Here is a 24,745-nt window from a genome sequence, read left to right as displayed (position 1 = left end):
CATCGACTGCTGACGCACCCGAGGATACCTAAGGCGTGGCGGGTGCGGAACTGTCGACTCTGTCGTCAATCCAGTCGGTGTACCACTTTCTCCCGAAGACGGTCATCCACCCAAAAACGAGGCCGAGCACCGCGTAGAGGAGCACTCCGGCGAGCAAATGGGTCCGAGGGGCATTGGCGTACGATCCGAGCAGCCCGAAGTAGGCCCCGGCACCGATGAAGACGGGGGCGACAGCCGAGCTGATATCGGGTCCGCGTTCCAGCATGATCGTCAGAGGGACCAGGCACGCGATCGCCACCGGGCCGGACCACATTCCAAGGAAGTCGATGAAGCCGCTGAGCCCGAGTATCCCCAGGGCCAGGAGGCATCCGATCGTCATGCCAATGAATGCCTTCACTCCTCCTCGGGCAGTGCCTCCCGACATGAAATAGGTCGCCCATGCCAGGAAGGCGATCCAGGCCATTCCGGTGTTTCCGTCCGGTGGAATCCACGAATGGACGATGATGTCGATCACCTGGACTGTTGCCCCGAGAACCCCCGTGAAGACAGCGATAGGTATGAACTGGCGTGATGACATCATCATCGGGTTCCCTCGGCCCACTCGGGGAAGGAGGAGCGGTACTCCGCGAGGTCATGACGGCAAGGGGTCCCAAGGCAGATGTAGGCCGTGAGTGTCGTCAGGTCGTAGATCGACGAGGTGATGGTGGCAAGACGGGTGATCGGCTCCTGGGTCTCATCGGGGTGTCGACATATCCCGTTCGGGAACAGGTCCCCGTGGCTCTGGGAGATCCGGTGGAGCGCAGCAACGGTGATACTGCCGGACGCCTCCTCCAGGGCGGCCTTCAGCTCCTTGACGCGTGCGGGGCCGTCGGGAATCTCGATGGCGCCGATATCGTCGAACGGCACGTCGCAGACGAAGCAGTTCGAATGGCCGATGACACCCTTTGAGGGTGTGACGTGAGCGACGTTCGATCCACTGCCGGGCCATGTCTCCACGGAGAACCCTCGCCCCGACGACGAGGCCACCAGGTAGTTCGCTGAGGCTGACCGACAAGAGGACGTCAGGATCTTCTCGACCTGGTCCAGACTGGTGCAGTTGAGGACCGCACGAAGGAAGACGTGGTAGGGCACGGCCGGTTTTCCCTTGTCCTCGGGCGAGATAAGGGTGTTGGTCGTCAAGCCGATGCCTGCCGAGTTGAATCCCGTCTTGGCTACGAGCCCCGCCTCGACGATGGTGATGTAGGCGGGGGCGTCCGGTCCCTGCCTGATGTCCATCACGATGGTCGTGTCGAGGCAATCGGGCTTCCAGTCCCAGTTCTGTCCGAGGAGGACGTGTCCATCGAACGTCGAGCTGGGGCCGGCGAAGAAAGACGTGCACTCGCCGGCAGGATCGACCTTGAGCCCGAACATGATCTCGGAGCGGACATTCAGGGCCAGGATGTCCCCCCGTCCGACTCCTGCGCCGTCGGCGATCCCGTCGATCTCCGCGAGGATGTCGGGTGAGTAGTCCTTGATCACCCCACGAAAGTCCTGTGCGTGCTCAACGACCTCAGGCCAGTCGAGAAGGGCGTAATGATGGAAGATGCGGGCGTACAGGTCCAGAGAACGATCGATGTACGTCTTCGCCTGCTGTCCGATCGAGCGTCCCCGCTCATAGGGGTCCGCCTCGTCAACGGTGATGATCGGTGGAAGTGCCATTGTTGTTCCTCACGATGAGGGGCGGGCGGCGACAAGGGCCGTCCCGCGAAGCAGTCCCGCGGAAGAGATGGACCGGAGCCGCCCGCCCTGTCCCATATCAAGCCTCGGGGAAGGGGTTCGCGGCCTTCCACTGCTGAGCGGCGTCCAGGCAGGTGGTGAACTCGAACCCGAGCTCGCGGCCCTTCCTGATCATGTTCTCAACGACCCTGATGCGCGCCCCACGGCCGATGACCTGCGGGTGGAAGCACATGACGAAGACGCCGTCGGGAACCTCCTTGCTCATGAAGTCCATGTCCTCGAGCCACATGCGCTCACACACCTTCGGGTCGCGGTTGCCCTCCAGCGTCAGGCTGCTGCTGAGGACCAGCTCCATCTGGGGGAAGTCATCAAGGGTCCACGAGAAGGGGAGGCTGACAAGCGGAACCGTCTGTCCGAAGGTGATCGACCCGTCGGTGCCGAGTTTGTCTCCCTCTCGGCACCAGTAGGGGGAGAAGTCATTGGCGCACATCGTCGCGTCGTACACGAAGCCCTCCTCCCGGAGGAGGCGGATGGAGTTCGGTGACAGGTCCGAGGCCGGTGAGCAGTACCCGTACGGGCGGTAGCCATCGAGATGCCTCTCCATGGCATCGATCCCCCGGAGCAGCTCCTCGCGCTCCTCCTGCTCCGTCATCGGGACCGGGCTGACGTGACGGTAGCCATGGTGCGCGAACTCATGCCCTTGGTCGCGGATCGCCTTGCAGACCTCCGGGAAGGTGTCGACGGTCAGCCCGGGGACGAAGAAGGTCGCCGGGATGTCCTCGCGGCGCAGGAGATCGAGAATGCGGGGGACTCCGACGCGGGCACCGAATTCTCCTCGGGACGCCGTGGACGGTGAGGTCACCCCGAACATCCCAGGATACAGGCTCACTGCGTCGAAATGGAAAGTCAAGCAAATGGTGCCAGCCATGATAATCAACTCCTTTGTCACTATTCATCGTGGCAACTTCAATGCTAGGAGGCATGACCGTGCCTGCCACCGGGCAAATGCCCGATAGCGTGTGGGCTTCCGAGCCGAGCGGACGTGGTCGGTGCGCACAGGTCGTCTCACACGACGAGGGCTGCGTGAGGAGCTCAGTGGCCGTCCCAGTAAGCCAGTAGGACACCCGTCCTCGCCTGCGACCGGCCCCGGCCCGATAGCCTGGGCCCATGGCATCTGAGACCAGCGCGACCACGCGCACCGAGACCGACTCCATGGGCGCCGTCGAGGTCGCCTCCGACCGTTACTGGGGCGCCCAGACGCAGCGCTCCCTGACGAACTTCGACATCGGCCGCGAGACCTTCGTGCTCACCCGCCCGCTCATCAAGGCCATGGGCGTGCTCAAGAAGTCGGCCGCCCTCGCCAACGGCGAGCTCGGCGAGCTGCCCAGTGAGATTGCCCAGTACATCGCCTCCGCAGCCGACGAGGTCATCTCCGGCGAGCTCGACTCCCACTTCCCGCTCGTCGTCTTCCAGACCGGCTCGGGCACGCAGTCGAACATGAACTCCAACGAGGTCATCTCCAACCGCGCCATCGAGCTCGCGGGCGGCGAGATGGGCTCCAAGACGCCCGTCCACCCCAACGACCACGTCAACCGCGGCCAGTCCTCCAACGACACCTTCCCGACGGCCATGCACATCGCCGTCGTCGACGAGCTCCAGCGCATGTACCCGCGTGTCCTTCAGCTGCGCAACACCCTGGACGCCAAGGCCAAGGAGTACGCCGAGGTCGTCATGGTGGGCCGCACCCACCTGCAGGACGCCACCCCTATCACACTCGGCCAGGTCATCTCCGGCTGGGTCGCCCAGATCGACTTCGCCCTCGACGGCATCCGCTACGCCGACTCCCGCGCCCGCGAGCTCGCCATCGGCGGCACCGCCGTGGGCACCGGACTCAACGCGCACCCGGACTTCGGTGCCCTGACCGCCGCGAAGATCTCCGAGGAGATCGGCGTCGAGTTCCGCCAGGCCGACAACCTCTTCGCCGCCCTCGGCGCCCACGACGCCCTGGTCCTGGTCTCCGGCGCGCTGCGCGTGCTCGCCGACGCCCTCATGAAGATCGCCAACGACGTGCGCTGGTACGCCTCCGGCCCCCGCAACGGCATCGGCGAGCTCATCATCCCGGAGAACGAGCCCGGCTCGTCCATCATGCCCGGCAAGGTCAACCCCACCCAGTGCGAGGCCATGACGATGGTCGCCACGAAGGTCTTCGGCAATGACGCGACGGTCGGCTTCGCCGGCTCCCAGGGCAACTTCCAGCTCAACGTCTTCAAGCCGGTCATGGCCTGGTGCGTGCTCGAGTCCATCCAGCTGCTGGGCGACACCTGCGTCTCCTTCGACACGAACTGCGCCTACGGCATCGAGCCGAACTACGACAGGATCCAGGCGAACCTCGAGTCCAACCTCATGCAGGTCACGGCCCTCAACCGCCACATCGGCTACGACAAGGCCTCCAAGATCGCCAAGAACGCGCACAAGAAGGGCCTGTCCCTGCGCGAGTCCGCCCTCGAGCTCGGCTACGTCACCGACGAGGAGTTCGACGTCTGGGTCGTCCCGATGGACATGACCCACCCCTCCGCCGCCAAGTGAGGCACCCGCTCGGCACGCCGAGCGGTCTTGCCTGACGACGACGCCCGCCCGCCCCGGCAACCACCTGGGGCGGGCGGGCGTCCTGCGCACTACGGCGAGCCGGGCCGTGAGGCACCGCGGCGGACGAGCTGCCCCTCTGTTGCGAGGACGCGAACAGCCGGGTGCGACCATGTCACCGTGACTGCCGACCTCACCCAGGTCCCCGGCCTCAGCGCCGAGACCCTTGCCACCCTGCCTGCCCCGCTGACCTCCGCCGCCTCCATCGTCGCGGACCTGCGTGCAGGGCGCACGAGCGCCCGCGCCGTCGTCGACGGCGCCCTCGCCCGTGCCGACGCCCTCAACCCCGTCCTGCACGCCTTCACCGAGCTGCGTCACGCGGCCGCCCGGGCCCAGGCCGACGCCATCGACGACGCCCTCGCCGCCGGGCAGGCCGTCGGGCCCCTCGCCGGCGTGCCGGTGGCCGTCAAGGAGGAGTACCCCGAGGCCGGCCACGTCATGAGCCTCGGCGGGCGGGGCAACTCCTCACCCGAGACCGGCGACGCCGAGGTCATCGCCCGCCTGCGCCGTGCCGGGGCGGTCGTCATCGGCCGCACCCTCATGCCGGAGTTCGGGCAGTGGCCCGTCGGCGAGTCCGAGCACCACGGCACCGCCCTCAACCCCTGGGACACCACCCGCTCACCCGGAGGCTCCTCCTCCGGCTCCGCCATCGCCGTCGCCACCGGCATCGTCCCCGTCGGCATGGGCTCCGACGGCGGGGGATCGGTGAGGATCCCCGCCTCGGCCTGCGGCGTCGTCGGGCTCAAGCCGAGCCGTGGCCGGGTCTCCCAGGCCCCGCTGGCGCAGGCGTGGCAAGGCATGGTGACCTTTGGGGCGATCACCCGTGACGCCGTCGACGCCGCCCTCGTCCTGGACGTCATCCGCGGCAACGTCGAGGGCGACCTGTGGACCCTGGACGCTCCCGAGCGGGCCTACACCGAGGTCGTCGCCGAGGCCACCACCGGGGCGAGCCGCCCGCTGCGCGTCCTGCACGCCAGCAACCAGGTCCTGGGGGCGCCACCGGACCCGGAGGTCGAGGCGGCCGTCGCCGCTCTCGCTGAGCGGCTGGCGGCCCTGGGCCACGACGTGCGGGCCGGTCGCGTGCGCTGGCCCAACCCGACCCCCACCTTCCTCACGCTGTACGCAGCCGGCATGCACGAGGAGTCCACCCAGGTCCAGCACCCCGACCGGCTCACAGCGCGCACCCGCCGCACCGCCAGCCTGGGCTCCCTGCTGCCCGGGCGCGCGGTCCGCGCCGCGCGCCGCCACCAGCTCGACCTCGCCTGGCGGCTCGAGGAGGCCTTCGGCAGCGCCGACCTCATCCTCCTGCCCACGCTCACGCAGCTGCCCTGCGGCGCCCACGACTTCGCGGGCCGGGGGTGGCTGGCCTCGCTGCTGGCCTCCGCGGACATCATCGGCAACACGGCGCTGCTCAACGTCACCGGCCACCCCTGCGTCTCGGTGCCCGCGGGCCTGTCGCTCACGGGCGTGCCGGTCGGCGCTCAGCTGGTGGCGCGCATGGGGCGCGAGGACCTGCTCCTGGCCGCCGTCGCCCAGCTGGAGGCCGCCGAGCGCTGAGGGCCTCACGCCTCGTGGAGCTCGACGGCGAGGCCCGCTTGACGCAGCTGCGCCACGACGTCGCCGTCGACGTCGCTGGTCGTCAGCAGGGTGTCGAGGTCGCTCAGCCCGCCGAAGCGGTAGGTGGAGGAGCGGGTGAGCTTGCGCGCGGTGGCGGGCATGAGGCACCGCGCGCTGGAGGCGATGATGGCGGCCTTGAGGGCGGCGTCGTCGTCCTCCACGCAGGTCAGGCCGCCGGACGGTGAGGCGGCGCAGGCGCCCAGCACGCCGACGTCGGCCCTGAAGCGCCGCACCGCGTCGACGGCGGTGGACGTCAGCATGGCCAGGGTGTCCGTCTGGACGACGCCCCCGGGCACGGTGACCACGGGTCCCGGGCTGGAGGCCAGGACGGCGGCGGCAGCCACCGACAGGCACAGGACCCGGATCCTGCGGCCCACGAGCTCATGGGCCACCAGCTCGCAGGTGGTGCCGTTGTCGATGATGAGGCTCTGGCCCTCCTCGATCATGTCCGCCGTGGCTCGCGCCAGCACGCGCTTGGCCTCCAGGTCCTCGCCGCGGCGCAGGCTGATCGGCTGGGGCGATCCGCGCAGTGGCGCCCTCAGGGCGCCCCCGTGCACGCGGGTCACCAGCCCGTCCGCCGCCAGCGCCGCCAGGTCCCGACGGATGGTGACACCTGAGACGCCCGTCAGGCGCGTCAGGGCGTGGACGCTCAGCGGCGTCGTCGGGGACAGGGCTCGCAGGATCTGCCGCTCTCGGTCGGTGCGGGTGGGCACGGCACCTCCTCATGGTGGATGGCCAGGATGATCATCTTTCTCCGACATGATCCTATCTGATGATCATATGCTCACTACTGTTGAGTCATCGCCCGTGAATGCACCCATGAAAAGCCTTGAACTCAACGAATTCAGGAGATGATCACCGTGTTCGCTCGCGCCACCACCTCCCTGGCCCTTCTCTCGGCCGCCTGCGACGCCTGGCTCGTCAGGACGTCCCGTGCGGTGCTCAGCGTCAGGGACGGCGAGCGCGGCGACTACCTGCGCCGCGTGCTCGCCGGAGCCTCGATGACTGAGATGACGGAGATGACCGGAGCCCCGCCCACGGTCGGCGCCCCCGGCCCCGCCGCACCGCGCATCGACCACGTCGCGCTGTGGGTGGCCGACCTCGCGGCGTCCCGCGACTTCTACCGCCACTGGTTCGACGGCCGCCCCAACGGCGAGTACCACAACCCGCGCACCGGCCTGCGCACCTGCATCCTGAGGTTCGGGGACCTGCCACGTGCCGGGGGCGGGCCCCGGGGTGCGCGTCTGGAGCTCATGACCCGTCCCGACGTCACGACCGCGACGGCCGTCGAGCTGCTGGGCTGGGCCCACCTGTCCTTCGCCCTGCCCTCGCGGCCCCGGGTCGACGCCCTCGTCCGGCACCTGGCTGAGGCCGGCGTGCCCGTGGTCGACGGGCCGAGGGTGACGGGGGACGGCTACTACGAGGCCGTCCTCCTGGACCCCGACGGCAACCGCGTCGAGGTCGTCGCCGGGGACTACCCCGAGGAGGTGGCGCTGCGGGGTGCCGCCTCCTGACGCGGTGGTCCGCAGCGCCACCTCCTCGGCCTCAGAAGGTCGAGGTGTCGATGACGTAGCGGTAGCGCACCCGTGAGCCCACGACGTCGTCGTAGGCGCGGGTGATCTCCTCGCCGCCGATGACCTCCACCTGGGGCGCCAGGCCGTGCTCGGCGCAGAAGTCCAGCATCTCCTGGGTCTCGGCGATGCCGCCGATCTGGGAGCCGGCCAGGGCCTTGTTGCCGTCGCACAGCGCCGCCAGGTGGACGCTCGAGGGGTGCTCGGGCAGGCCGACGTCCACGAGGGTGCCGAAGGGCCGCAGCGTGCGGATGAGCCCCGTGTAGTCGAGGTCGCTGGCGCTGACCGTGCAGATGATGAGGTCGAAGGACCCGTGCAGTGACTCGAGCGCGCCCTCCTCGCTCGTCGCGTAGAAGGCCGTGGCCCCGAACCTGCGCGCGTCGGCCTCCTTGGAGCGCCCGTGCGAGATGACGGTGGTCTCGGCGCCCATGGCGGCGGAGATCTGCACCGCCATGTGCCCCAGGCCTCCCATGCCGACGACGGCCACGCGCCTGCCCGGTCCCGCGCCGTAGCGCTTGAGGGGCGAGTAGGTGGTGATGCCCGCGCACAGCAGCGGCGCCGCGGCCTCGAAGGGGATGGACTCGGGGATGCGGCAGGCGAAGTCCTCGCTCACGGTGAAGCCCTGGGCGTAGCCGCCCGCGGTGGGCTCGCCCTCGGCGTCGGGGCCGTAGGTCCACAGGGTGCCCGGCAGGCCCTCTCCGTCGGGGTCGCCGGCGCAGAACTGCTCGTAGCCCGTGGTGCAGTACCCGCAGCGCCCGCAGGCGTTGACCATGCAGCCGACGCCGACCCTGTCCCCGACCTTGTACCTGGTGACCTCGGCGCCGACGCGGGTCACGACGCCGGCGATCTCGTGCCCGGGGACGATGGGGTAGGAGGTCGGGCCCCACTCGCCGCGGGCGGTGTGGATGTCGGAGTGGCAGATGCCGGCGTAGCGGACCTCGAAGTAGATGTCCTTGGGCCCCGGCTCGGGGACCATGATGGTGGTGCGGTGGAACTGGGTGGTGGCGTCGTCGGCGGCGTAGGCGAGGACATCGGGCATGGGGTGCTCCTGGGGCTCACGAGGCGGTGCGGTGGTGCGGCCCATTGTCCCAGCGGAGGGCGGGCGACGTCACGGCCACGTGGGGATCTCGCCCGGGATCTGCGGCGACATCGCATGTGACCGCGCGCCTACCGGGTTGAGCCAGGACCGCGCTGCCTCGTGTGAAAAGGCGTGTGCGTGTAGGGGTCCGTGGTTAGGGTTGCTTGCGGTGCCTCTGGGCGGACCGCACCGAGACGACATGTCATGACCAGGAGCCATCTATGAGTCACCCTGCCGACACACTCAGGCAAGCACTCCGGACCGACAAGGTTGATGAGTACCTGCGGTGGCGTCGCCGGCGCCACGACCTGCACACCAACGAGACCTACGCCGCCATCGCCTTGGCTGTGTCCACCCTGGCGGCACTGGTGTGGGCGAACGTGGGGGAGGGCTACCACGCCTTCTGGGACACGCCCGCCGCCATCGCGCTGGGGTCGTTCACGGTCGAGCTCAGCCTTCACGGCTGGGTTGATGAGGGCCTCATGACCGTCTTCTTCTTCATGGTCGGCCTCGACGTGCGTCGCGACCTCGCGCTGGGGGAGATGCGGCTTCCGGGACGCGCCCTGCTGCCGGCAGCCGCTGCGGTCGGTGGGCTCGTCGTCCCGAGCCTGCTGTACCTGCTGCTGATCGGCGGTGCCGATGGTGCCCATGCCTGGGGCACCGTGATCTCCACCGACACGGCCTTCGCCATCGGCATGCTCGCACTCATCGGCCCCCGTCGCGCTCCACGCCTCAAGGCGTTCCTGCTGGCCTTCGCGGTCATTGACGATATCGGCGCGCTGCTGGTGATCGCCGTCTTCTACTCCTCGGAGCTCAACCTCGTGGCCCTGTCCCTGGCGCTGGTCGGGCTTACCGGGGTCTGGCTGATGGCCCGTCGGGGTGTGTGGAGGGTACCTCCCTACCTGCTGCTCGGCATCGCGATCTGGTACGCCCTCTACCGTGCCGGTGTGCACGCGACCCTGGCCGGTGTGCTGATCGCCCTGCTCATGCCTGTCTACAGCGTGCGCCCCCGCGACGTCGACGCCGCGGTGGAGGTCGCCAGCCTGTTCCGCCAGGCCCCCGCCCCGGGCACCGCGGCCGTCCTGCGTGAGGCGCTGTCCTACTCGATGCCGCTCAACCAACGCCTGTCCTTCCTGCTGCCGCCGTACGTCAACTACGCGGTGGTGCCGCTGTTCGCCCTGGCCAACGCCGGCGTGGTCCTGTCCGGTCAGGCCCTCAACGCGGCGGCGTCCTCGCGCATCATGTGGGCGGTCATCGGCGGCCTGGTGGTGGGCAAGCTCGTCGGGGTCTCTCTTGCCGCCGGACTGGTCTGGCGCCTGGTGCCCGGATCGCGAGTGGCCGGGCTGGACATGCCGCGGATGCTCGGGCTGGGCGCGCTGTCTGGAATGGGCTTCACCATTTCGCTGCTGGTGGCGGGGCTTGCCCTTGACGATGAGGTGGCCCGAGACCAGGCGCGCATCGGGGTGCTCTGCGCCTCTCTCCTCGCGCTGGGACTGGCTACGATCATCTTCCGCCTGGGCGACCGCTTCTGGCCCCTGCCCGAGGACCGGGGCGAGACCCTGGCCAGAGCCATGGACGTCGAGACGGATCTCATCTACGGGGCCCCGGACGCTCCTAATGTGCTCGTCAACTACGCGGACATGACCTACGAGGGGCGCTGGCGCCTCGTCGAGGCCCTGTGGGGCATCCAGCCCCTGGTGTCCTCCGGGCAGCTGGTGATGGTCCTGCGGCACAAGGTGACAGGGCCCGACTCCCTGCTGGCGGCCCTGGCTCTGGAGGCGGCATGGCACCAGGAGCAGGAGGCCACAGACGGGCAGGTGCTCCTGTTCCCGCTTCACGACGCGATCGCGAGCCTGCGCGGCCGGGTGACCGAGAAGTCGCTCACCCGTGCCTCCCGTGAGGTCGGGCTGGACGCCCACGCCATGTGGGAGCGTCTGAGCAGCGCTGTTGACGAGCCCAAGGTCCTGCGCGACAGCCTGGAGGTGGACGGATTGACCGAGGAGCCGGGGGAGCCCGTGCTCTATCTCAACGGACGACGCCTGCACGGCTTGTTCAACCGCTGGACCCTCTCGGAGGCTGTTGCGAGGGCCGAGCAGGAGCGCGCGTCCCGGCCGCCTCACGGTGACGGTCCGGGCGAGGCGGTCACCGGGGTGCGCGCCGTCGGCAGTGGAGCCTCCGCCTAGGCGGTCGGCTGACCGGGATGAGGATCAGGCCCAGGGCAGGCCGACCAGCTTGCCGCTGTGGGCCCCCGAGGCCATGTCCCGGTGGGCCTGGACGATCTCGTCCAGCGGGTAGGCGCGTACCGGCAGGAGGTCGAGCGCGCCGGCTCCGACGCGGTCCAGGACCCGCTGCAGCTCGGTGGCCGGCAGGTCGCTCGACTGCCCGGAGTAGGCGGTCAGCCTCACCCCGTTGGGCAGCCAGTCCATCGGGTAGAACTCCGGGATCGTCCACGAGTCGGACAGCATCCCGCTGAAGCAGACGACGCCGTGGACCGCCGTGGACGCGATCGTGTCGCGCAGCGTGGGCACCCCCACCAGCTCCAGGGCGCCGACGACGCCCTCCGGGACGATCTCACGCACCCGCGCGGCGACCTCGCCGTCGTCGAGCAGGGCCCTCACGCCCCGCGAGGTGAGCAGGTCGAGACCCGCCTGCCGCCGTGAGGTGGCGATGACGTCGTAGCCCCAGTCGCGGGCCAGCGCCGAGGCCGCGAGCCCCAGGGCGCTCGTGCCGCCGCGCACCAGGACGGTGCCGCTGCCCCCGGGGCCGGCCAGGCCCAGGCCGGTGGTGAGCGAGCCGTAGGCGGTCTGGAGCGTCTCGGGGACCGAGCCGATGACCTCCCACGGCAGGGTGGAGGCGAAGGCGAGGACCTGCTCGCGCGGCACGACGGTGTACTGGGCGTAGCCGCCGTCGAAGGCCCGCCCCATCCCGCCCATCATCGTGGCGACCTGCTGCCCGGGGGCCCACACGCCCTCGGGGTCGAGGTCGATGACGCCGCTCGCCTCGATGCCCAGCACGCGCGGGTGGCTCATGCCACCGGCCTGCCCGGTCACCGAGTGGTACTCGGAGCGGTTGAGGCCGAAGGCCATGACCTTGATGCGGACCTGTCCGGGCCCGGGCTCGGGCAGGGGCAGGTCGGTGACGGTGAGGTTGTCGAGGCCGGGGGCCGTGAGGACCGCGGCCCTCATCGTCCGGGGCGTCGTCTCGGGCGCGGTGCTCATGGGAAGGGCTCCTGGTGGTGTGTGGGGTGGGTGCTGCGGTGGTCGGCCGCCGATGGCGCGGCCTCAGGCGGCTGGGCGGCCCTGGTCGGGGTGCTGGGCCCCTTCCAGCTGCTCGCGCAGCCAGGCGAGCTCGGCCTGGCGGGCGGCGCGGGCGGTGAGGAGCATGCCCCGCCGGTAGGGGTCTTTCTCCTGGGCCAGCCGCCGGGGGACGCCGTCGTCGGTGAAGAAGGCGGGGGCCCTCTCCATGGCGGCCAGTCGCCGCCTGAGGACGGCCTCGCGCTCACTGGCGTCCGGCAGGTGGGAGAGGAAGGCGAGCACCGTCATGAAGCGGGGCATGGACTCGACGTCCGCGCCGCTGACGTCGCGCAGGAGGGTGTGCAGGCGCTCGCGGCCCACGTCCGTGAGGGTGAGGACCTGCCGGGACCGGCCGCGGGCTCCGGCGTCCTGGCTGCGGGTCACCAGGCCCCCGCGCTCGAGCCGTGCGAGCGCGGGGTAGAGGGTGCCGTCGGACAGCCGGGTGCCGGGGCCGGAGAGGTCGAGGAGGCGTCGGCGGATCTCGTAGCCGTGGAGGGGGCCGTCGTCGAGCAGACCGAGGATCTGGAGGTCGAGCACGGCCTCATGCTACCCCACATTTACATCGAATCGACATAAAAGATATGGGTGCACTATGGTGGAGGTCGTCACCGATAGGAAGGTCCCCCCATGACCACTCCGACGGAGCACTCCTCCGCGCGCCCCGGCACCAGCAGCACGAGCCCCCGCCGCGCCCCGGAGCTCACCTTCGAGGCCGTCACCAAGCGCTACCGTGGCACCGCCGCCCCCGCCGTGGACGGCTTCACCGCCACCCTCGCAGCCGGTCACGTCACCGTCCTGCTCGGCTCCTCCGGGTGCGGCAAGACCACCCTCCTGCGCATGGTCAACCACATGGTCGCCCCCACCTCGGGACGGGTCCTGCTCGACGGCGCGGACGTCGCCGAGCGCAACGCCGTCACCCTGCGCCGCTCCATCGGCTACGTCATGCAGAACGCCGGCCTCCTGCCGCACCGCAGCGTCATCGACAACATCACCCTCGTCCCCCGGCTCGACGGCGTCCCCCGCGCCACCGCCCGCCAGCGCGCCGCCGAGCTCATGGACATGCTCGGCCTGGCCAGCACGCTCGCCGACCGCTACCCCCACGAGCTCTCCGGAGGCCAGGCCCAGCGCGTCGGAGTCGCCCGCGCCCTCGCCTCCGACCCCGGCGTCCTGCTCATGGACGAGCCCTTCGGGGCCGTCGACCCCCTCGTGCGCCGTGAGCTCCAGCGCGAGCTGTGGCGCATCCAGGCCGGGCTGGCCAAGACCATCGTCTTCGTCACCCACGACGTCGACGAGGCCCTGGCCCTCGGCGACGACATCATCCTCCTGCGCGAGGGTGCCCAGGTCTCCCAGCGCGGCACCGGCACCGACCTGCTCCAGGCCCCCGCCGACGACTTCGTCGTGCGCTTCCTCGGTCTCGACGACGACGCCCGTGCCCACCGGCTGCGCCAGGTCGCCGACGCCACCGACGCCCGGTGCGGCCGCACGGGACCGGCCGCCGCCGGCGGCACGGGCGCCGCCCAGGACCCCGGGACCGGAGCGCGCTCATGACCTGGGTCCTCGCGAACCTGCCGCTGCTCGGCCAGTACACGCTCGCGCACCTGACCCAGGCCGTTCCCGCCATCATCGCCACCTTCCTCCTCGCCGTCCCGGCAGCCCGGCTGGCCCGCCTGTCGCGTCCCGTGCGCCGCCTGCTCGTCACCGGCTCCTCACTGCTCTACGCCGTCCCCTCCCTCGCCCTGTTCATCGTCCTGCCCCTGCTCATCGGCACCGGCGTGCGCGACACCCTCAACGTCATCGTCGCCCTCACCCTCTACGGCCTCGCCCTCATGGTCCCCGCCGCCGTCGAGGCCCTCGAGTCCGTCGACCGTGGCCCGCTCGACGCCGCCACCGCCATGGGCATGGGCTTCGAGAGGCGCTTCCTCACCGTCGAGCTGCCCCTCGCGGGCCCGGCCCTCCTGGCCGGCCTGCGCGTCGTGACCGTCTCGACGATCTCGCTCACCACCGTCGGCGCGGTGCTGGGCGTGCGCAGCCTCGGCTTCCTCTTCACCGACGGCTTCCAGCGCGGCCTCTGGAGCGAGGTCCTCAGCGGCCTGGTCCTCACCGTCGCCCTCGCCCTCGTCCTCGACCTGCTCGCCGTCGCCGTCGGCCGCCTCCTCATGCCGTGGACCCGGCGCCGGCCCAGCCGCGCCCCCAGCGGCGCCGAGACCGAGGAGGCCACCGCATGAGGCACCTGCTCGCCGCTCTCGCCTACATCGCGGACCCCGCCAGCTGGTCCGGCCCGCTCGGCATCGCCCACCTGCTCACCGAGCACGTCACCTACTCCCTCCTGGGCGTGCTCCTCGCCGCCGCCGTCGGCGTGCCGCTCGGCTGGGCCGTCGGGCACAGCGGCCGGGGCCGCGACGCCGTCGCCGCCTTCTCGGGAGCGGCCCGCGCCCTGCCGACCCTGGGCCTGGTCACCGCCCTCGGCCTCTGGCTGGGCATCGGACTGACCGCACCCCTGCTCGCCTTCGCCGTCCTCGCCCTGCCCAGCGTCCTGGCCGGCGCCTACGCGGGCGTCGAGTCCGCCGACCGCCGCGCCGTGGACGCCGCCCGCGCCGCGGGCATGACCGAGCTGCAGGTCCTGGCCCGAGTGGAGGTCCCGCTCGGCGCCCCGCTGCTCGTCGGCGGGCTGCGAGCAGCCGTCCTGCAGGTCATCGCCACCGCCACGCTCGCCGCCTACACGGGTGCGGGCGGGTTGGGACGGCTCATGTTCCTCGGCCTCAAGACGCAGGACTACCCGATGATGCTCGCCTCCGCGCTGCTCGTCATCGCCCTGGCCCTGGTCAGCGAGATCGTCTTCGCCCCCCTCCACAGGCTCGCCGTGCCGGCGGGCTCCCGTCCCCGAAAGGACGCCCGATGAACCTCACACGCCGCTCACTGCTCACCGGCGCGGGCACGCTCGCCGCCGCCACCGTCCTGGCCGCCTGCTCCTCCTCCGACCCGCTGTCCGGGGCCCCGGCCGAGGGAGGTGACAACAGCACCCTCACGACGATCGTCATCGGCTCGCAGCAGTACTACTCCAACGAGATCATCGCCGAGGTCTACGCCCAGGCCATCGAGCACGCGGGCCTGGGCGTGGACCGCCAGTTCCAGATCGGCCAGCGCGAGATCTACATGCCCGAGCTGGCCTCCGGCGCCCTCCACGTCATCCCCGAGTACACCGGCAACCTCCTGCAGCACCTCGACGGCGACGCCTCCGCCACCGACGCCGACGCCCTCCACGCCGCCCTCGAGGAGGCGCTGCCCGAGGGCCTGACCGTCTACCGCTACGCCGAGGCCACCGACCAGGACTCCTACACGGTCACCGCCGCCCTCGCCCAGGAGCACGGCCTGGTCACCGTCGCGGACCTGGCGAGCCTGGGCCGCACCGTCAAGGTGGCCGCCAACTCCGAGTTCGCGACCCGCCCCTACGGCCCGCAGGGCCTCAAACGGGTGTACGGCGTCGACGCCGAGGTGACACCGGTCGAGGACTCCGGCGGCCCGCTCACCGTCAAGGCCCTGCTCGACGGCGACGTCGATGTCGCGGACATCTACACCTCGGACCCCGCTATCGAGGACAACGGCCTCGTCGTCCTGGAGGACCCCAAGGGCCTCATCCTGCCGCAGCACGTCGTTCCCGTCGCCGCCGAGGGCCTGCCCCCCGTGGTGCGCACGACGATCGAGCTGGTCCAGGCATCCCTCACCACCTCCGAGCTGCGGGCGCTCAACAAGCGCTCGACCTCCGAGGGGCTGGACGCGGCGAGGATCGCGGCCGACTGGCTCAGCGCCCAGGACATGGTCGGCTGAGACTCTGAGCCCGCAGGTCCGCCCCGGCCTCAGGCGCGCAGCGCCCGGGCCGTCCACGCCGTCACAGCGCTGACCGCAAGGACCGCCAGGGCCAGGACGAAGGGCGCGGCCGGGTGCCAGCCGTACAGGGCCGTCGCCGTCACCGGCGCGAAGATCCAGGTGAGCGACGCCGACGCGTTGAGCACGCCCGCGACCGCGCCCTGCTCCTCGTCCCTCACCGCCAGCGAGCCGCCCGCGCTGTAACCCGGCGCGACCAGCCCGTTGGCCAGGCCGATGCAGAAGGTCGCCGCCGCCATGAGCCACAGCGTGGGCGCGAGCGACAGGACCGCGAGGCAGACGAGGGCCCCGCTCACACCCACCCGCATCAGGCGCCGGGGCGGCCAGCCCAGCCGCGGCACGATGAGAAGCTGGGAGAGCATGGCCCCGGCCGCGTTGGCCAGCAGCATGACCGCCGTCAGCGGCACCGCTCTCTGCGGTGGGACGCCCAGCCGGTCCTGCACGACGAAGCCGATGATGATCTGGACGACGCCCGCGGCGAAGAACATGCCGAAGGCGGAGCCGATCCAGGGCAGCACCCGCCGGTCGCCCCAGGACAGCCGCGGCGGCAGCACCGCGCGCGGGCCCCGGTCCGGGCCCTCCTCGGCCGTCAGGGGCGCGGCCCCTCCCTCCACCTGCCGGACCCCGGCCCCCACGCGGGCCTCCCCGGCCGGCTCACCGGCCTGGCCGGGACGACGGGGACGGTCGCGCGGGATCCCCGCCCAGCCGATGACGAAGGCGAGGGCGACGCAGACGGGGGTGGCCCACACGGGGGCCAGGATCGACCAGCTTCCCAACAGGCTCGACAGCAGCGAGCCGACGACGATGGACAGCTGGATGGACCCCGAGAAGGCGCTCATGCCCGCGACCCGGCTCCTCTCGTCCGGGGTGATCTTGGCGATGAGGGTCTGACCGGTCGGCGGGATCGCGGAGACCGCGGCGCCGAAGAAGGGGCCGCGGGCGACGACGATGACTGCGGCCGCCGCCCCCACGCCCAGCACCCCCGCCGAGCGCAGCGCGACGGCGAGGGCGAACAGCGTGCCGGCGACCAGCGCCAGGCTCAGGGCCGTGAGCATGACGCGGCGCCTGCCCCAGGCGACGGACCTGCGCCCCCAGAACTGCGACAGGGTCGTGACGAACAGGGCGGCGGAGGAGATCGCCAGGCCCACGATCCACTCGGCCAGACCGAGGGCGCGCGCCAGGGGCGCGATCGACGCGTTGAGCATGTTCTGCGCGACGTAGACGAACAGGCACGCGGCGAGCAGGGCCCTGAGCGTGGGGTGGGAGATGATGGGGGAGCGGCCGGGGGCGGGGCCGCCGGGGCGGGAGGTCGGGGGCACCGGGGGATCCTACCGACGCCGGTAGTGGTCCACGCGCCAGGCGGCGTCCCCGGAGACGGGCCGCCAGGCGCCGGGGACGTCCGTCAGGGGACCGTCCGCGGTCCACCGCCCCGGCCCGGCGCCGGCCGTGAGGTCGGGGACACGGACCAGGTGGTCCCGGCCGAGGCCCCGCGCGCGGGCCGTCTCGGCGGCGTCGACGTCGATGATGGAGACGAGGACCTCGTCCAGCACACCGGCCTCCAGGGCCTGGTGGTAGACACAGCCGCCGCCGATGACCCACAGGCGCGGCAGCACGCGGTAGAGGCCCTGGCGGGGGTCCTCGCCCAGCCCGGCAGCGAGCTCACGGCCGCGCCGGAGACCCTCGGCGAGCGTCGGCACGGCGCAGGACACGCCCTCGGCCCCCCAGCGCTCGCGGCGCGTGAGGACCACGCTCACACGCCCCGGCAGGCAGGTGCCCAGGGAGTCCCAGGTGGTGCGGCCCATGAGGACGACGCCGCCTGTGGTCGCCGCCTTGAAGTGGCGGAAGTCGGCGGGCACGCGCCAGAGCATGGCGCCGTCCGCGCCGATGACACCGGCACGGTCCTGCGCCCAGACCGCTGCCACGCGCACCGGTGCCGGTGGCGGAGGCGGCGAGCTCATACGGCCACCGGCGCCTTGATCGCCGGGTGGTGCCGGTAGCCGTCGGAGGCGTCGATGTCCTCCATCGTGTAGGCGTCGATGGAGCCGGCCGGCGCCAGGCGCAGGGTCGGGAAGGGGTGGGCCCGGGGCACGCGTGAGAGCTGCTCGCGGACCTGCTCGACGTGGTTGTCGTAGATGTGGCAGTCCCCGCCGGTCCACACGAGCTCGCCGGGCTCCAGGCCGGCCTGCTGGGCGAGCATGTGCGTGAGCAGGGCGTAGGAGGCGATGTTGAAGGGCACGCCGAGGAAGAGGTCGGCGCTGCGCTGGTAGACCTGCAGGCTCAGGCGCCCGTCGGCGACGTAGCACTGGAAGAAGGCGTGGCAGGGGGCCAGCGCCATGCGGTCGAGCTCGGAGACGTTCCAGGCGGAGACGAGCATGCGTCGCGAGTCCGGGTCCCGCCGCAGCGTCTCGACGAGCGCGGTGACCTGGTCGATGGCGCCGTCGTCGCGTGCCGGCCAGGAGCGCCACTGCGAGCCGTAGACGGGACCGAGCTCGCCGTCGTCGTCGGCCCACTCGTCCCAGATGGTGATGCCCCGCTCCTGCAGCCAGCGCACGTTCGTCGCGCCCTGGAGGAACCACAGCAGCTCGCCCTTGACGGCCCTCATCGCCACGAACTTCGTCGTCACGCGGGGGAAGCCCCGGCTCAGGTCGTAGCGCAGCTGGCGGGCGAAGAGCGAGCGGGTCCCGGTCCCGGTGCGGTCGCCCTTGGCGGCGCCGTGCAGGAGGACCTCGGCCAGCAGCTCCTCGTAGGCGACGTCGACGCCCTCGGGAGCGGCCAGCCCCATCTCGGCCAGGCTGGGGTGACGGTCAACGGTCATGGTCCTGTCCCCTCAGGCCTCGATGACCTCGTGCACCACGACCTCGTCGGGCGCGGGGCCGAGGGCGGCACGGGCGCCCTCAATGACCTGGTTGGCCAGGGCCCGCCCACCGCTCCAGCCGATGGCGGCACCGATGCCGAAGGGGATGAGCCGGCCCAGGGCGAGGGCCCCTCCCTTGACGGCGCTCCTCCTGGCCAGGCGCTTGACGAGCTGCGCGTTGAGGGAGCGCACCGTCGGCAGCGGCATCTGCGCCAGCGACTGCGCCGCCCAGTACAGGGTGGACAGCCCGAGCGAGCCCTGGATCGCCTCGGAGCCGTCACGCCCCATGAGGGCGGACAGGACCAGGGCGCGACGCCTCTCGGGCGTCACCAGGCGCAGGCCCTGCAGCTCGGCGACGGTGAGGACGTACTTGACGGCACTGGCGAGGAAGACGGTGGTCTGCCCCACGGTGAGGGCGGCGGCCGTGCCCGTGCCGACCGCGGGCAGGGCCGCGCTGGCCCCCACCGTGGCCGAGGTCAGGCCGGACTCGGTGCGGAAGCGCTCGGCCGCGAGCTCGACGAGCTCGGCCGTGTCCGCTCCGGGACGGTCGCGCCGCATCCGGGCGACGTTGTCATCGATGCTGCGCGCGGGCACGGCGATCGCCTTGTCGAGGGCGCGCTCGAGGGCGGAGGCTCGCGTCTGGCTCATACTCACTCCTGGTCCGTGCGTCTACGGGTGCTGGTGCGTGGTGGGGAGGAGCGGCGGACGCCTCAGTCCACGTCCTCGGGGCGGTCGTCCAGCAGGTGCAGGCGGACCTCGGCCCCCTTGTCGAGGGTGTGGCCCACGGTGCAGCCGCGCTCGATGGCGGCCTCGACCCGCTGGGTGAGCGTGGCGAGCTGGTCGCCGGTGAGCCCGGACAGGTCGGTGACGACCTGGACGTCCAGGGCCGAGTAGCGCTCCTCCTCCTCGTTCTTCAGGGTCGCGCAGATGACGTTGGCCTCGAAGTCCTCACCCAGGGCATTGGCCAGGCGGTGGTCCGCGGAGAGCGTGTTGCAGGTCGCCAGGGCGATCTTGAGCAGCTCGCCGGGGGAGAACTCGCCGGGGCCCATGCCCACGCGCACCTCGGCTCCGCGCGCGTTGTGCCCGAGGTACTGGCGGGTGCCTGTGCGCTCGGCCCAGGCGGAGTTGGACTCGGTGGGGGTGATGATGGCGTCGTCACTCATGGGCTGATCGTGGCACGAGCCGCTGACGGGAATCCAGGCGCGAGCCCGCCCGGGCGCGGGGCGTGCGCGCACGGCGCAACGTCGCGGTGGGCCCGCGCCGGCCCCGGCCGGGTCAGTGAGCCGCCAGCCAGGCGGCGGCACGCTCCTGCTCATCCGTGACGACGGTGTCCACGTAGCCCATCGCCCTGTCCTCCAGGGCCCGCCCCACGAGAGGGACCGTGACGTCGAGGCTGAGGTCGAGCACGACGGTGGTGCGGGCGCCGTCGTCGGAGCGCATCGACCCGGTGGCCGCCAGGCGCACCGGGGCTCCGCCGACCTCGGCGCTCACGCGCCCCTCCCGACGGCCCCCCGCCCCCGGCTCACCCCAGGACTCGGTCAGGGTCAGCGACAGGGGTCCGCGCACGAGGCGGCGGGCCGCCGAGGGCAGCCTGTCGGCGGGCACCGTGCCGGACACGGTGACGACCAGGCCCTCACCGCGTGCGGCGACGTCGACCCCCAGGCCGTCCAGGCCCAGCCGGGCCACGCGGCCGCGCTGGAAGGCGGGGTCGGCGAGCATGGTCGCCACGGTGGCGGGGTCGGTGGGGTAGGTGATGGTGACGGTCTTCCTCATGCGGCGATCCTGCCACGCGTCAGTACGATCAGACGGTGCCCTCCTCCGCCGCCGCCTCGCACCGCGTCCTGTCCCTGCTGCCGGACGCGGACCGCGACTGGACCCACCAGCTCATCGCCGACTGGCAGGTCATCGCCGACATGTCCGTCTCCGACCTCGTCCTGTGGGTGCGCTCCGAGACAGGCCGCTTCGTCGCGGTCGCCCACCAGCGCCCCTCGACGGGCTCGACCGTCCACCTCGAGGAGGTCATCGGCCACCGCATGCCGGCCTCCCGCGAGGTCATGGCCATCGAGGCCCTCGCCTCCGGCCAGACGCTCGTGGCCGCCACGCCCCTGTGGACCGGCTCCTTCGCCGTGCGCGAGGAGTACGTGCCGGTCGTCCGTGACGGGTCGGCCATCGCCGTCATGACGCGCGAGACCTCGGTGGGCCTCATGCGGGGCGGGCGCCACAGGGACACGGTCCTGGGGGAGATGGCGGACCGGCTGTGCCAGATGGTCGCCGAGGGCGCCTTCCCGATCCGGGGCGCCGGGACGGTCCTGCGTCACGGCACCCCGCGGGTGGCCGACGGCGTCGTGAGCCTGGACACCGACGGCGTCGTCCTCTTCGCCACCCCGAACGCCCACTCCTGCTTCCGGCACCTGGGCATCGCCGACGAGCTCGACGGCGTCCAGCTCGTCGAGGCGGTCACCTCGATCATCCCGGAGAGGACGCCGGTCGACGAGGCGATGGCCGTGGTGCTCATGGGGCGCCAGGCCTGGCTCACCGAGGTCGAGGTCGCCGGCGTCTTCCTCGCCATCCGCTCCATCCCCCTGACGGACGCGGGCGAGAGGGCCGGCGCGGTGCTCCTCGTGCGCGACGTGACGGAGATCCGACGACGCGAGCAGGTGCTCCTCAACAAGGACGCGACGATCCGCGAGGTGCACCACCGGGTGAAGAACAACCTCCAGACGGTCTCGGCCCTGCTGCGCATGCAGGCGCGCCGGGCGACGAACGACGAGACGCGCGAGGCCCTGGCCGAGGCCGAGCGCCGCGTGGCGACGATCGCGACGGTGCACGAGGCCCTGAGCCACAACGTCGACGAGAGGGTCGACTTCGACGAGGTCTTCGAGTCGATCCTGCGGGCCGCCGCGACCGTGGCCCGCGCCCGCGGCGACGTGGCCACACGCCTGGAGGGCACCTTCGGCACGGTGGACGCGGACACGGCCCAGGCGCTGGCGACGGTGCTGGCCGAGCTGGTGACCAACGCGGTCGAGCACGGCCTGGAGGACCGTGACGGGCTGGTGACGGTGCGGGCCCACCGGGAGGGCGAGGACCTGGAGGTGCGGGTGATCGACGACGGCCAGGGCCTCGAGGAGGGCACGATCCTCACGGGGCTGGGCACGCAGATCGTGCGCACGCTCGTGCGCGGTGAGCTGCGCGGGTCGATCGACTGGCGCCCCGGCGAGTCGGGGCGCGGCACGGAGGTCATCGTCCGTGCGCGCCTGAAGGAGTCCTGAGGAGGAGCCCCTCAGGCGGACGGTGCCGACGGCGCCCGCCGGCACGGCGGCGCGGGCCGGTGCCGGCCCGCAGCGGGCCGCTCAGGAGGAGCGGCGGGCGCGCGCGGCGCGGCGCTTGAGGGAGCGGCGCTCGTCCTCGCTCATACCGCCCCAGACGCCGGCGTCCTGGCCGTTCTCGAGGGCCCACTTGAGACAGGTGTCCACGACGTCGCAGCGCGCGCACACCTGCTTGGCCTCTGCGATCTGGGCGATGGCGGGACCCGTGTTGCCGACCGGGAAGAAGAGCTCGGGGTCGACCGTGAGACATGCTGCCTGGCTGCGCCAGTCCATGAGGGCTCCCTTCCAAGGGTGGTGATGCGTGCGGTCCCTCCCGGTGCTCCTCGACGGCGACCGGCCGAGCCGGTGCGGAGGTGGACATCAGTCAACCGCGTCCTGGGCCAACCCTCACACGCTGCCTGGGGAGGGGCAAGGGCTGCGGCATGAGACCTGCGCCGAGCCCGTATCGCGATCCTCACAGGCCCGGATCCTTGACGTTGCCGCCCCTGACCGTGTGCGCCCCCGGAGGTCAGACCTTCCGGTGGGAGCCGGCGCCCGCTCACGGCCCCGCAGCGACCTGCAGCGCCGTCACCTCACCCCGCGAGACCAGGACCCCGCGCCCCGGCGTCGTCGGGTGCCTGGGGTCGCAGGCCGCCCGCACGCTCATCCCCGCCGCCTGCGCCGCGGGCCCGAGGCAGGGCCACAGGACCACCACCGCGGCCCGCGCCCGCAGGTCCGCCAGGGCTCCGCGGTAGGCGCCCGCCGCCCGCTCCGTCGTCGCCGAGGCCAGCACCCGAGCCCCCTGCGCCAGCGCCTCGCAGACGGGGGCGAGCCCGGGCGGACCCGCCAGGTCGAGGTCGTCGACGACGAGCGCCTCCTCGCCCGTGGACTCGAGCAGCGCCCGCGACAGGGAGCGCAGCGCCGTCGTCCGCCCCGAGCCGTGGGGCCCGACGACGAGCACCGGCCCGTCGGGCACCGCCAGGGGCGCCGCGTCGTCACCGCCGATGGCCCACACCCCGGGACGCGGGGCCGCCGACAGCGGCAGGGGCGCCAGACGCAACGGCGCCGGGCGCGACCCCGCCGTCACGCCCGGGCCCGCCTCGCCCTCCTCCGCCAGGACCACCTGGCAGTCGAGCACCGCCCGCCCACCCAGCAGCAGTCCGCGCCCCGGCCCCCGCCCGCACAGGCGCCCCCGCTCCAGCCCCGCCACCGCCGCACGGGCGGCATCATCGGCCCCCAGGACGATGCGCGTGCGCAGGGGCAGCGCCCACCGCGCCCCCGAGGCGCCGAGCGAGGCCGAGACCACCAGACCCGTGCCGGACAGGGCGCAGCCGCGCCGCACCGCGTCGAGCAGCGCGGTGCCCTCAGCCGGGCCGAGCACCTCCTCCACCGCTGCGACGAGCTCCTCCACCCCGTCCAGGACGAGCACCCCGCCCAGCGCCCCCGCCGCCGCGAGGGACCACAGGCGCACCAGCCGACGAGGGTCCTCCGTGCTGACGACGGTGCCCAGGCCCGCCGAGGCATCCAACCGCCTCACCCAGGAGCCGGGCAGTCCGCACACGTGCACGTCGCGGCCGGCCGCCAGCGCCCCGACGGCGGCGCTCGCCACCGCGGTGCTGCGCCCGGAGCCCGCCGCCCCCAGGACGAGCAGGGCCTCGCCGGGGTCCCAGGACCAGGTGCCCCGCGCCTGCTCCTCCGGCAGGTCCGTGACGGCCAGCAGCACCCCCGGCCCGGCCTGCGCGCACGCACGGGCCTCAGCACGCGTCACCCGTGCCGGCAGCGGCGGTGCCCAGGGGCGCCAGGCCCCCGGGAACCCTGCGGCGGCGGCGCGCAGCTCCTCCACGAGCCCGGCCACCTGCCCGCCCTCACCCGCGTACAGGGCCTGGAGGGGCCCCTCGCGACGGGAGCCGGCCACGAGCAGGCGCCCGGGCGCGGGGTCCAGGCGGGCGGCCTCCTCGTGCCCGAGCACGTCGCGCGAGTCCGCGCCGTCGAGCACCCGCAGGCACACCCTCAGCGCCGTGTTCGCCCGCACGGCCGCGCTCACGACCCCCGCCGGCCGCTGTGTGGCGAGCACCAGGTGGATGCCCAGGCTGCGCCCCTGGGAGGCCACCCGGATGAGCGTGTCAAGGACTTCCGGGTGGCTGGTGGCCAGCGCCGCGAACTCGTCGACGACGATGAGCAGCCGGGCCGGGCGCTCGTCCTCGGCCACCGCCTCGAGGTCCGCCGCGCCATGGCGGGCCAGGACCCTCTCACGGCGGCGCACCTCGGCGCCGAGCGAGGACAGCGCACGCGAGGTCATTGCGTGGTCGAGGTCGGTGAGGACACCGGCCGTGTGAGGCAGCCGGGTCAGGCGCCCGAAGGCGGCACCCCCCTTGTAGTCGATGAGGACGAGTGAGAGCCGGTGCGGCGGGTGCCCGGCCGCCAGCTGCAGGAGCCACGAGGTCAGCAGCTCCGACTTGCCCGCGCCCGTCGTGCCCGCCAGGAGGGCGTGGGGACCGTCGGCCACGAGGTCGGCGCGGACCGGGCCGTCGGCACCGACCCCGAGCACCGCCTCCAGCCCCGGTGCGGGCCGGCGCCAGGTCCTGCGCACGCGCTCGCGGTCGATCTCACCCAGGACCTCCTCCAGGCCCGCGCGACGGGGCAGGGCCCGCCCGTCGTCCGCCCGGCTGCCGCTCATCCCGACCGACCGGCCCGTACCGGCCATCCGGGCCACCGCCTGCCACCACGTGGGCGACAGCCGGCGGGCGTCACGCCCCCACCCGTGCGCGCCCGGGACGGCGCGCACG

Annotated in this window: 24 protein-coding genes; 9 read left to right on the top strand and 15 right to left on the bottom strand. The window is 72.4% G+C overall.

Going from position 1 to position 24,745, the window contains the following annotated elements; genetic code table 11:
- Positions 1–28 precede the first annotated feature (28 nt).
- The 3 genes from H6X67_RS07995 to H6X67_RS07985 all read right to left on the bottom strand — a co-directional run bounded on the left by H6X67_RS07995 (position 29) and on the right by H6X67_RS07985 (position 2,644).
- Positions 29–577, bottom strand: coding sequence for a DUF1097 domain-containing protein (locus H6X67_RS07995; protein ID WP_250649167.1), 549 nt, complete (start codon positions 575–577; stop codon positions 29–31).
- A gap of 2 nt (positions 578–579) precedes the next feature.
- Positions 580–1,698, bottom strand: a complete 1,119-nt coding sequence (locus tag H6X67_RS07990) for a C45 family autoproteolytic acyltransferase/hydrolase (protein ID WP_249368404.1) — start codon at positions 1,696–1,698, stop codon at positions 580–582.
- 97 nt (positions 1,699–1,795) lie between these two features.
- A complete protein-coding gene (locus tag H6X67_RS07985; RefSeq protein WP_249368405.1) occupies positions 1,796–2,644 on the bottom strand; it encodes a polysaccharide deacetylase family protein in 849 nt (282 codons plus the stop codon).
- Between the two features lie 239 nt (positions 2,645–2,883).
- On the opposite strand from H6X67_RS07985, the gene fumC reads away from it, so the two are divergent.
- Positions 2,884–4,302, top strand: coding sequence for a class II fumarate hydratase (fumC, locus tag H6X67_RS07980; RefSeq protein WP_249368406.1), 1,419 nt, complete (start codon positions 2,884–2,886; stop codon positions 4,300–4,302).
- A 177-nt stretch (positions 4,303–4,479) separates the two neighbouring features.
- Entirely contained in the window at positions 4,480–5,916 is a 1,437-nt protein-coding gene (locus H6X67_RS07975; protein ID WP_249368407.1) for an amidase, read from the top strand.
- Between the two features lie 5 nt (positions 5,917–5,921).
- Here H6X67_RS07975 and H6X67_RS07970 read toward each other — a convergent pair whose 3' ends face one another.
- Positions 5,922–6,689, bottom strand: coding sequence for a DeoR/GlpR family DNA-binding transcription regulator (locus H6X67_RS07970; RefSeq protein WP_249368408.1), 768 nt, complete (start codon positions 6,687–6,689; stop codon positions 5,922–5,924).
- A gap of 138 nt (positions 6,690–6,827) precedes the next feature.
- Here H6X67_RS07970 and H6X67_RS07965 point away from each other — a divergent pair, with 138 nt between their 5' ends.
- Positions 6,828–7,490 (top strand): VOC family protein, encoded by a 663-nt coding sequence (locus tag H6X67_RS07965; protein ID WP_306468467.1) that lies wholly within the window; start codon positions 6,828–6,830, stop codon positions 7,488–7,490.
- Positions 7,491–7,521: 31 nt separating this feature from the next.
- Here the strand turns inward: H6X67_RS07965 and H6X67_RS07960 are convergent, their stop codons facing one another.
- A complete protein-coding gene (locus H6X67_RS07960) occupies positions 7,522–8,586 on the bottom strand; it encodes an NAD(P)-dependent alcohol dehydrogenase (RefSeq protein WP_249368409.1) in 1,065 nt (354 codons plus the stop codon).
- 260 nt (positions 8,587–8,846) lie between these two features.
- Here H6X67_RS07960 and nhaA point away from each other — a divergent pair, with 260 nt between their 5' ends.
- On the top strand, positions 8,847–10,808 hold the full coding sequence (gene nhaA / locus H6X67_RS07955) for a Na+/H+ antiporter NhaA (RefSeq protein WP_249368410.1): 1,962 nt from the start codon (positions 8,847–8,849) through the stop codon (positions 10,806–10,808).
- 24 nt (positions 10,809–10,832) lie between these two features.
- Here nhaA and H6X67_RS07950 read toward each other — a convergent pair whose 3' ends face one another.
- Both H6X67_RS07950 and H6X67_RS07945 read right to left on the bottom strand, forming a co-directional pair.
- On the bottom strand, positions 10,833–11,843 hold the full coding sequence (locus H6X67_RS07950; protein ID WP_249368411.1) for a zinc-binding dehydrogenase: 1,011 nt from the start codon (positions 11,841–11,843) through the stop codon (positions 10,833–10,835).
- Positions 11,844–11,906: 63 nt separating this feature from the next.
- Positions 11,907–12,455 (bottom strand): PadR family transcriptional regulator, encoded by a 549-nt coding sequence (locus tag H6X67_RS07945; protein ID WP_249368412.1) that lies wholly within the window; start codon positions 12,453–12,455, stop codon positions 11,907–11,909.
- Positions 12,456–12,545: 90 nt separating this feature from the next.
- Between H6X67_RS07945 and H6X67_RS07940 the strand changes: the two genes are divergently transcribed.
- Genes H6X67_RS07940 through H6X67_RS07925 form a run of 4 tightly spaced genes read left to right on the top strand, consistent with a single transcriptional unit; the run spans position 12,546 to position 15,743 of the window.
- Positions 12,546–13,466: an ABC transporter ATP-binding protein gene (locus tag H6X67_RS07940; protein WP_249375382.1), complete on the top strand. Its 921-nt coding sequence runs from the start codon at positions 12,546–12,548 to the stop codon at positions 13,464–13,466.
- Positions 13,463–14,143: an ABC transporter permease gene (locus H6X67_RS07935; protein WP_249368414.1), complete on the top strand. Its 681-nt coding sequence runs from the start codon at positions 13,463–13,465 to the stop codon at positions 14,141–14,143. Before H6X67_RS07940 ends, H6X67_RS07935 begins: the two co-directional genes overlap by 4 nt.
- Entirely contained in the window at positions 14,140–14,817 is a 678-nt protein-coding gene (locus H6X67_RS07930; protein WP_249368415.1) for an ABC transporter permease, read from the top strand. Before H6X67_RS07935 ends, H6X67_RS07930 begins: the two co-directional genes overlap by 4 nt.
- Entirely contained in the window at positions 14,814–15,743 is a 930-nt protein-coding gene (locus H6X67_RS07925; protein WP_249368416.1) for an ABC transporter substrate-binding protein, read from the top strand. The genes H6X67_RS07930 and H6X67_RS07925 overlap by 4 nt, the downstream gene beginning before the upstream one ends.
- Positions 15,744–15,772: 29 nt before the next feature.
- Here H6X67_RS07925 and H6X67_RS07920 read toward each other — a convergent pair whose 3' ends face one another.
- The 6 genes from H6X67_RS07920 to H6X67_RS07895 form a co-directional block, all read right to left on the bottom strand.
- Positions 15,773–17,119 (bottom strand): MFS transporter, encoded by a 1,347-nt coding sequence (locus tag H6X67_RS07920; protein WP_249435497.1) that lies wholly within the window; start codon positions 17,117–17,119, stop codon positions 15,773–15,775.
- Between the two features lie 9 nt (positions 17,120–17,128).
- Complete coding sequence (locus H6X67_RS07915) at positions 17,129–17,758, bottom strand: dihydrofolate reductase (protein ID WP_249369891.1); 630 nt, start codon at positions 17,756–17,758, stop codon at positions 17,129–17,131.
- Positions 17,755–18,615 carry a thymidylate synthase gene (locus tag H6X67_RS07910; protein WP_283251358.1) on the bottom strand — a complete coding sequence of 287 codons (861 nt, stop codon included), beginning with the start codon at positions 18,613–18,615 and terminating at the stop codon, positions 17,755–17,757. Before H6X67_RS07910 ends, H6X67_RS07915 begins: the two co-directional genes overlap by 4 nt.
- A 12-nt stretch (positions 18,616–18,627) precedes the next feature.
- Positions 18,628–19,302: a hypothetical protein gene (locus tag H6X67_RS07905; RefSeq protein ID WP_249369890.1), complete on the bottom strand. Its 675-nt coding sequence runs from the start codon at positions 19,300–19,302 to the stop codon at positions 18,628–18,630.
- Between the two features lie 62 nt (positions 19,303–19,364).
- Positions 19,365–19,817: an OsmC family protein gene (locus H6X67_RS07900; RefSeq protein ID WP_249369888.1), complete on the bottom strand. Its 453-nt coding sequence runs from the start codon at positions 19,815–19,817 to the stop codon at positions 19,365–19,367.
- A gap of 112 nt (positions 19,818–19,929) precedes the next feature.
- A complete protein-coding gene (locus H6X67_RS07895) occupies positions 19,930–20,427 on the bottom strand; it encodes a DUF2505 domain-containing protein (protein WP_249375612.1) in 498 nt (165 codons plus the stop codon).
- Between the two features lie 35 nt (positions 20,428–20,462).
- On the opposite strand from H6X67_RS07895, the gene H6X67_RS07890 reads away from it, so the two are divergent.
- Entirely contained in the window at positions 20,463–21,923 is a 1,461-nt protein-coding gene (locus H6X67_RS07890) for a sensor histidine kinase (protein ID WP_249369914.1), read from the top strand.
- 81 nt (positions 21,924–22,004) lie between these two features.
- On the opposite strand, the gene H6X67_RS07885 is transcribed toward H6X67_RS07890, so the two are convergent.
- Positions 22,005–22,253 carry a WhiB family transcriptional regulator gene (locus H6X67_RS07885; RefSeq protein WP_249369912.1) on the bottom strand — a complete coding sequence of 83 codons (249 nt, stop codon included), beginning with the start codon at positions 22,251–22,253 and terminating at the stop codon, positions 22,005–22,007.
- A 265-nt stretch (positions 22,254–22,518) separates the two neighbouring features.
- Positions 22,519–24,745 (bottom strand): FtsK/SpoIIIE domain-containing protein (locus H6X67_RS11875; protein WP_283251357.1); only part of this gene is annotated, 2,227 nt, incomplete at its 5' end.

The sequence above is a fragment of the Actinomyces sp. AC-20-1 genome (assembly GCF_023369555.1).
In the GTDB taxonomy this organism is placed as follows: domain Bacteria; phylum Actinomycetota; class Actinomycetes; order Actinomycetales; family Actinomycetaceae; genus Actinomyces.
This window is presented reverse-complemented; position numbering and strand designations above follow the sequence as displayed.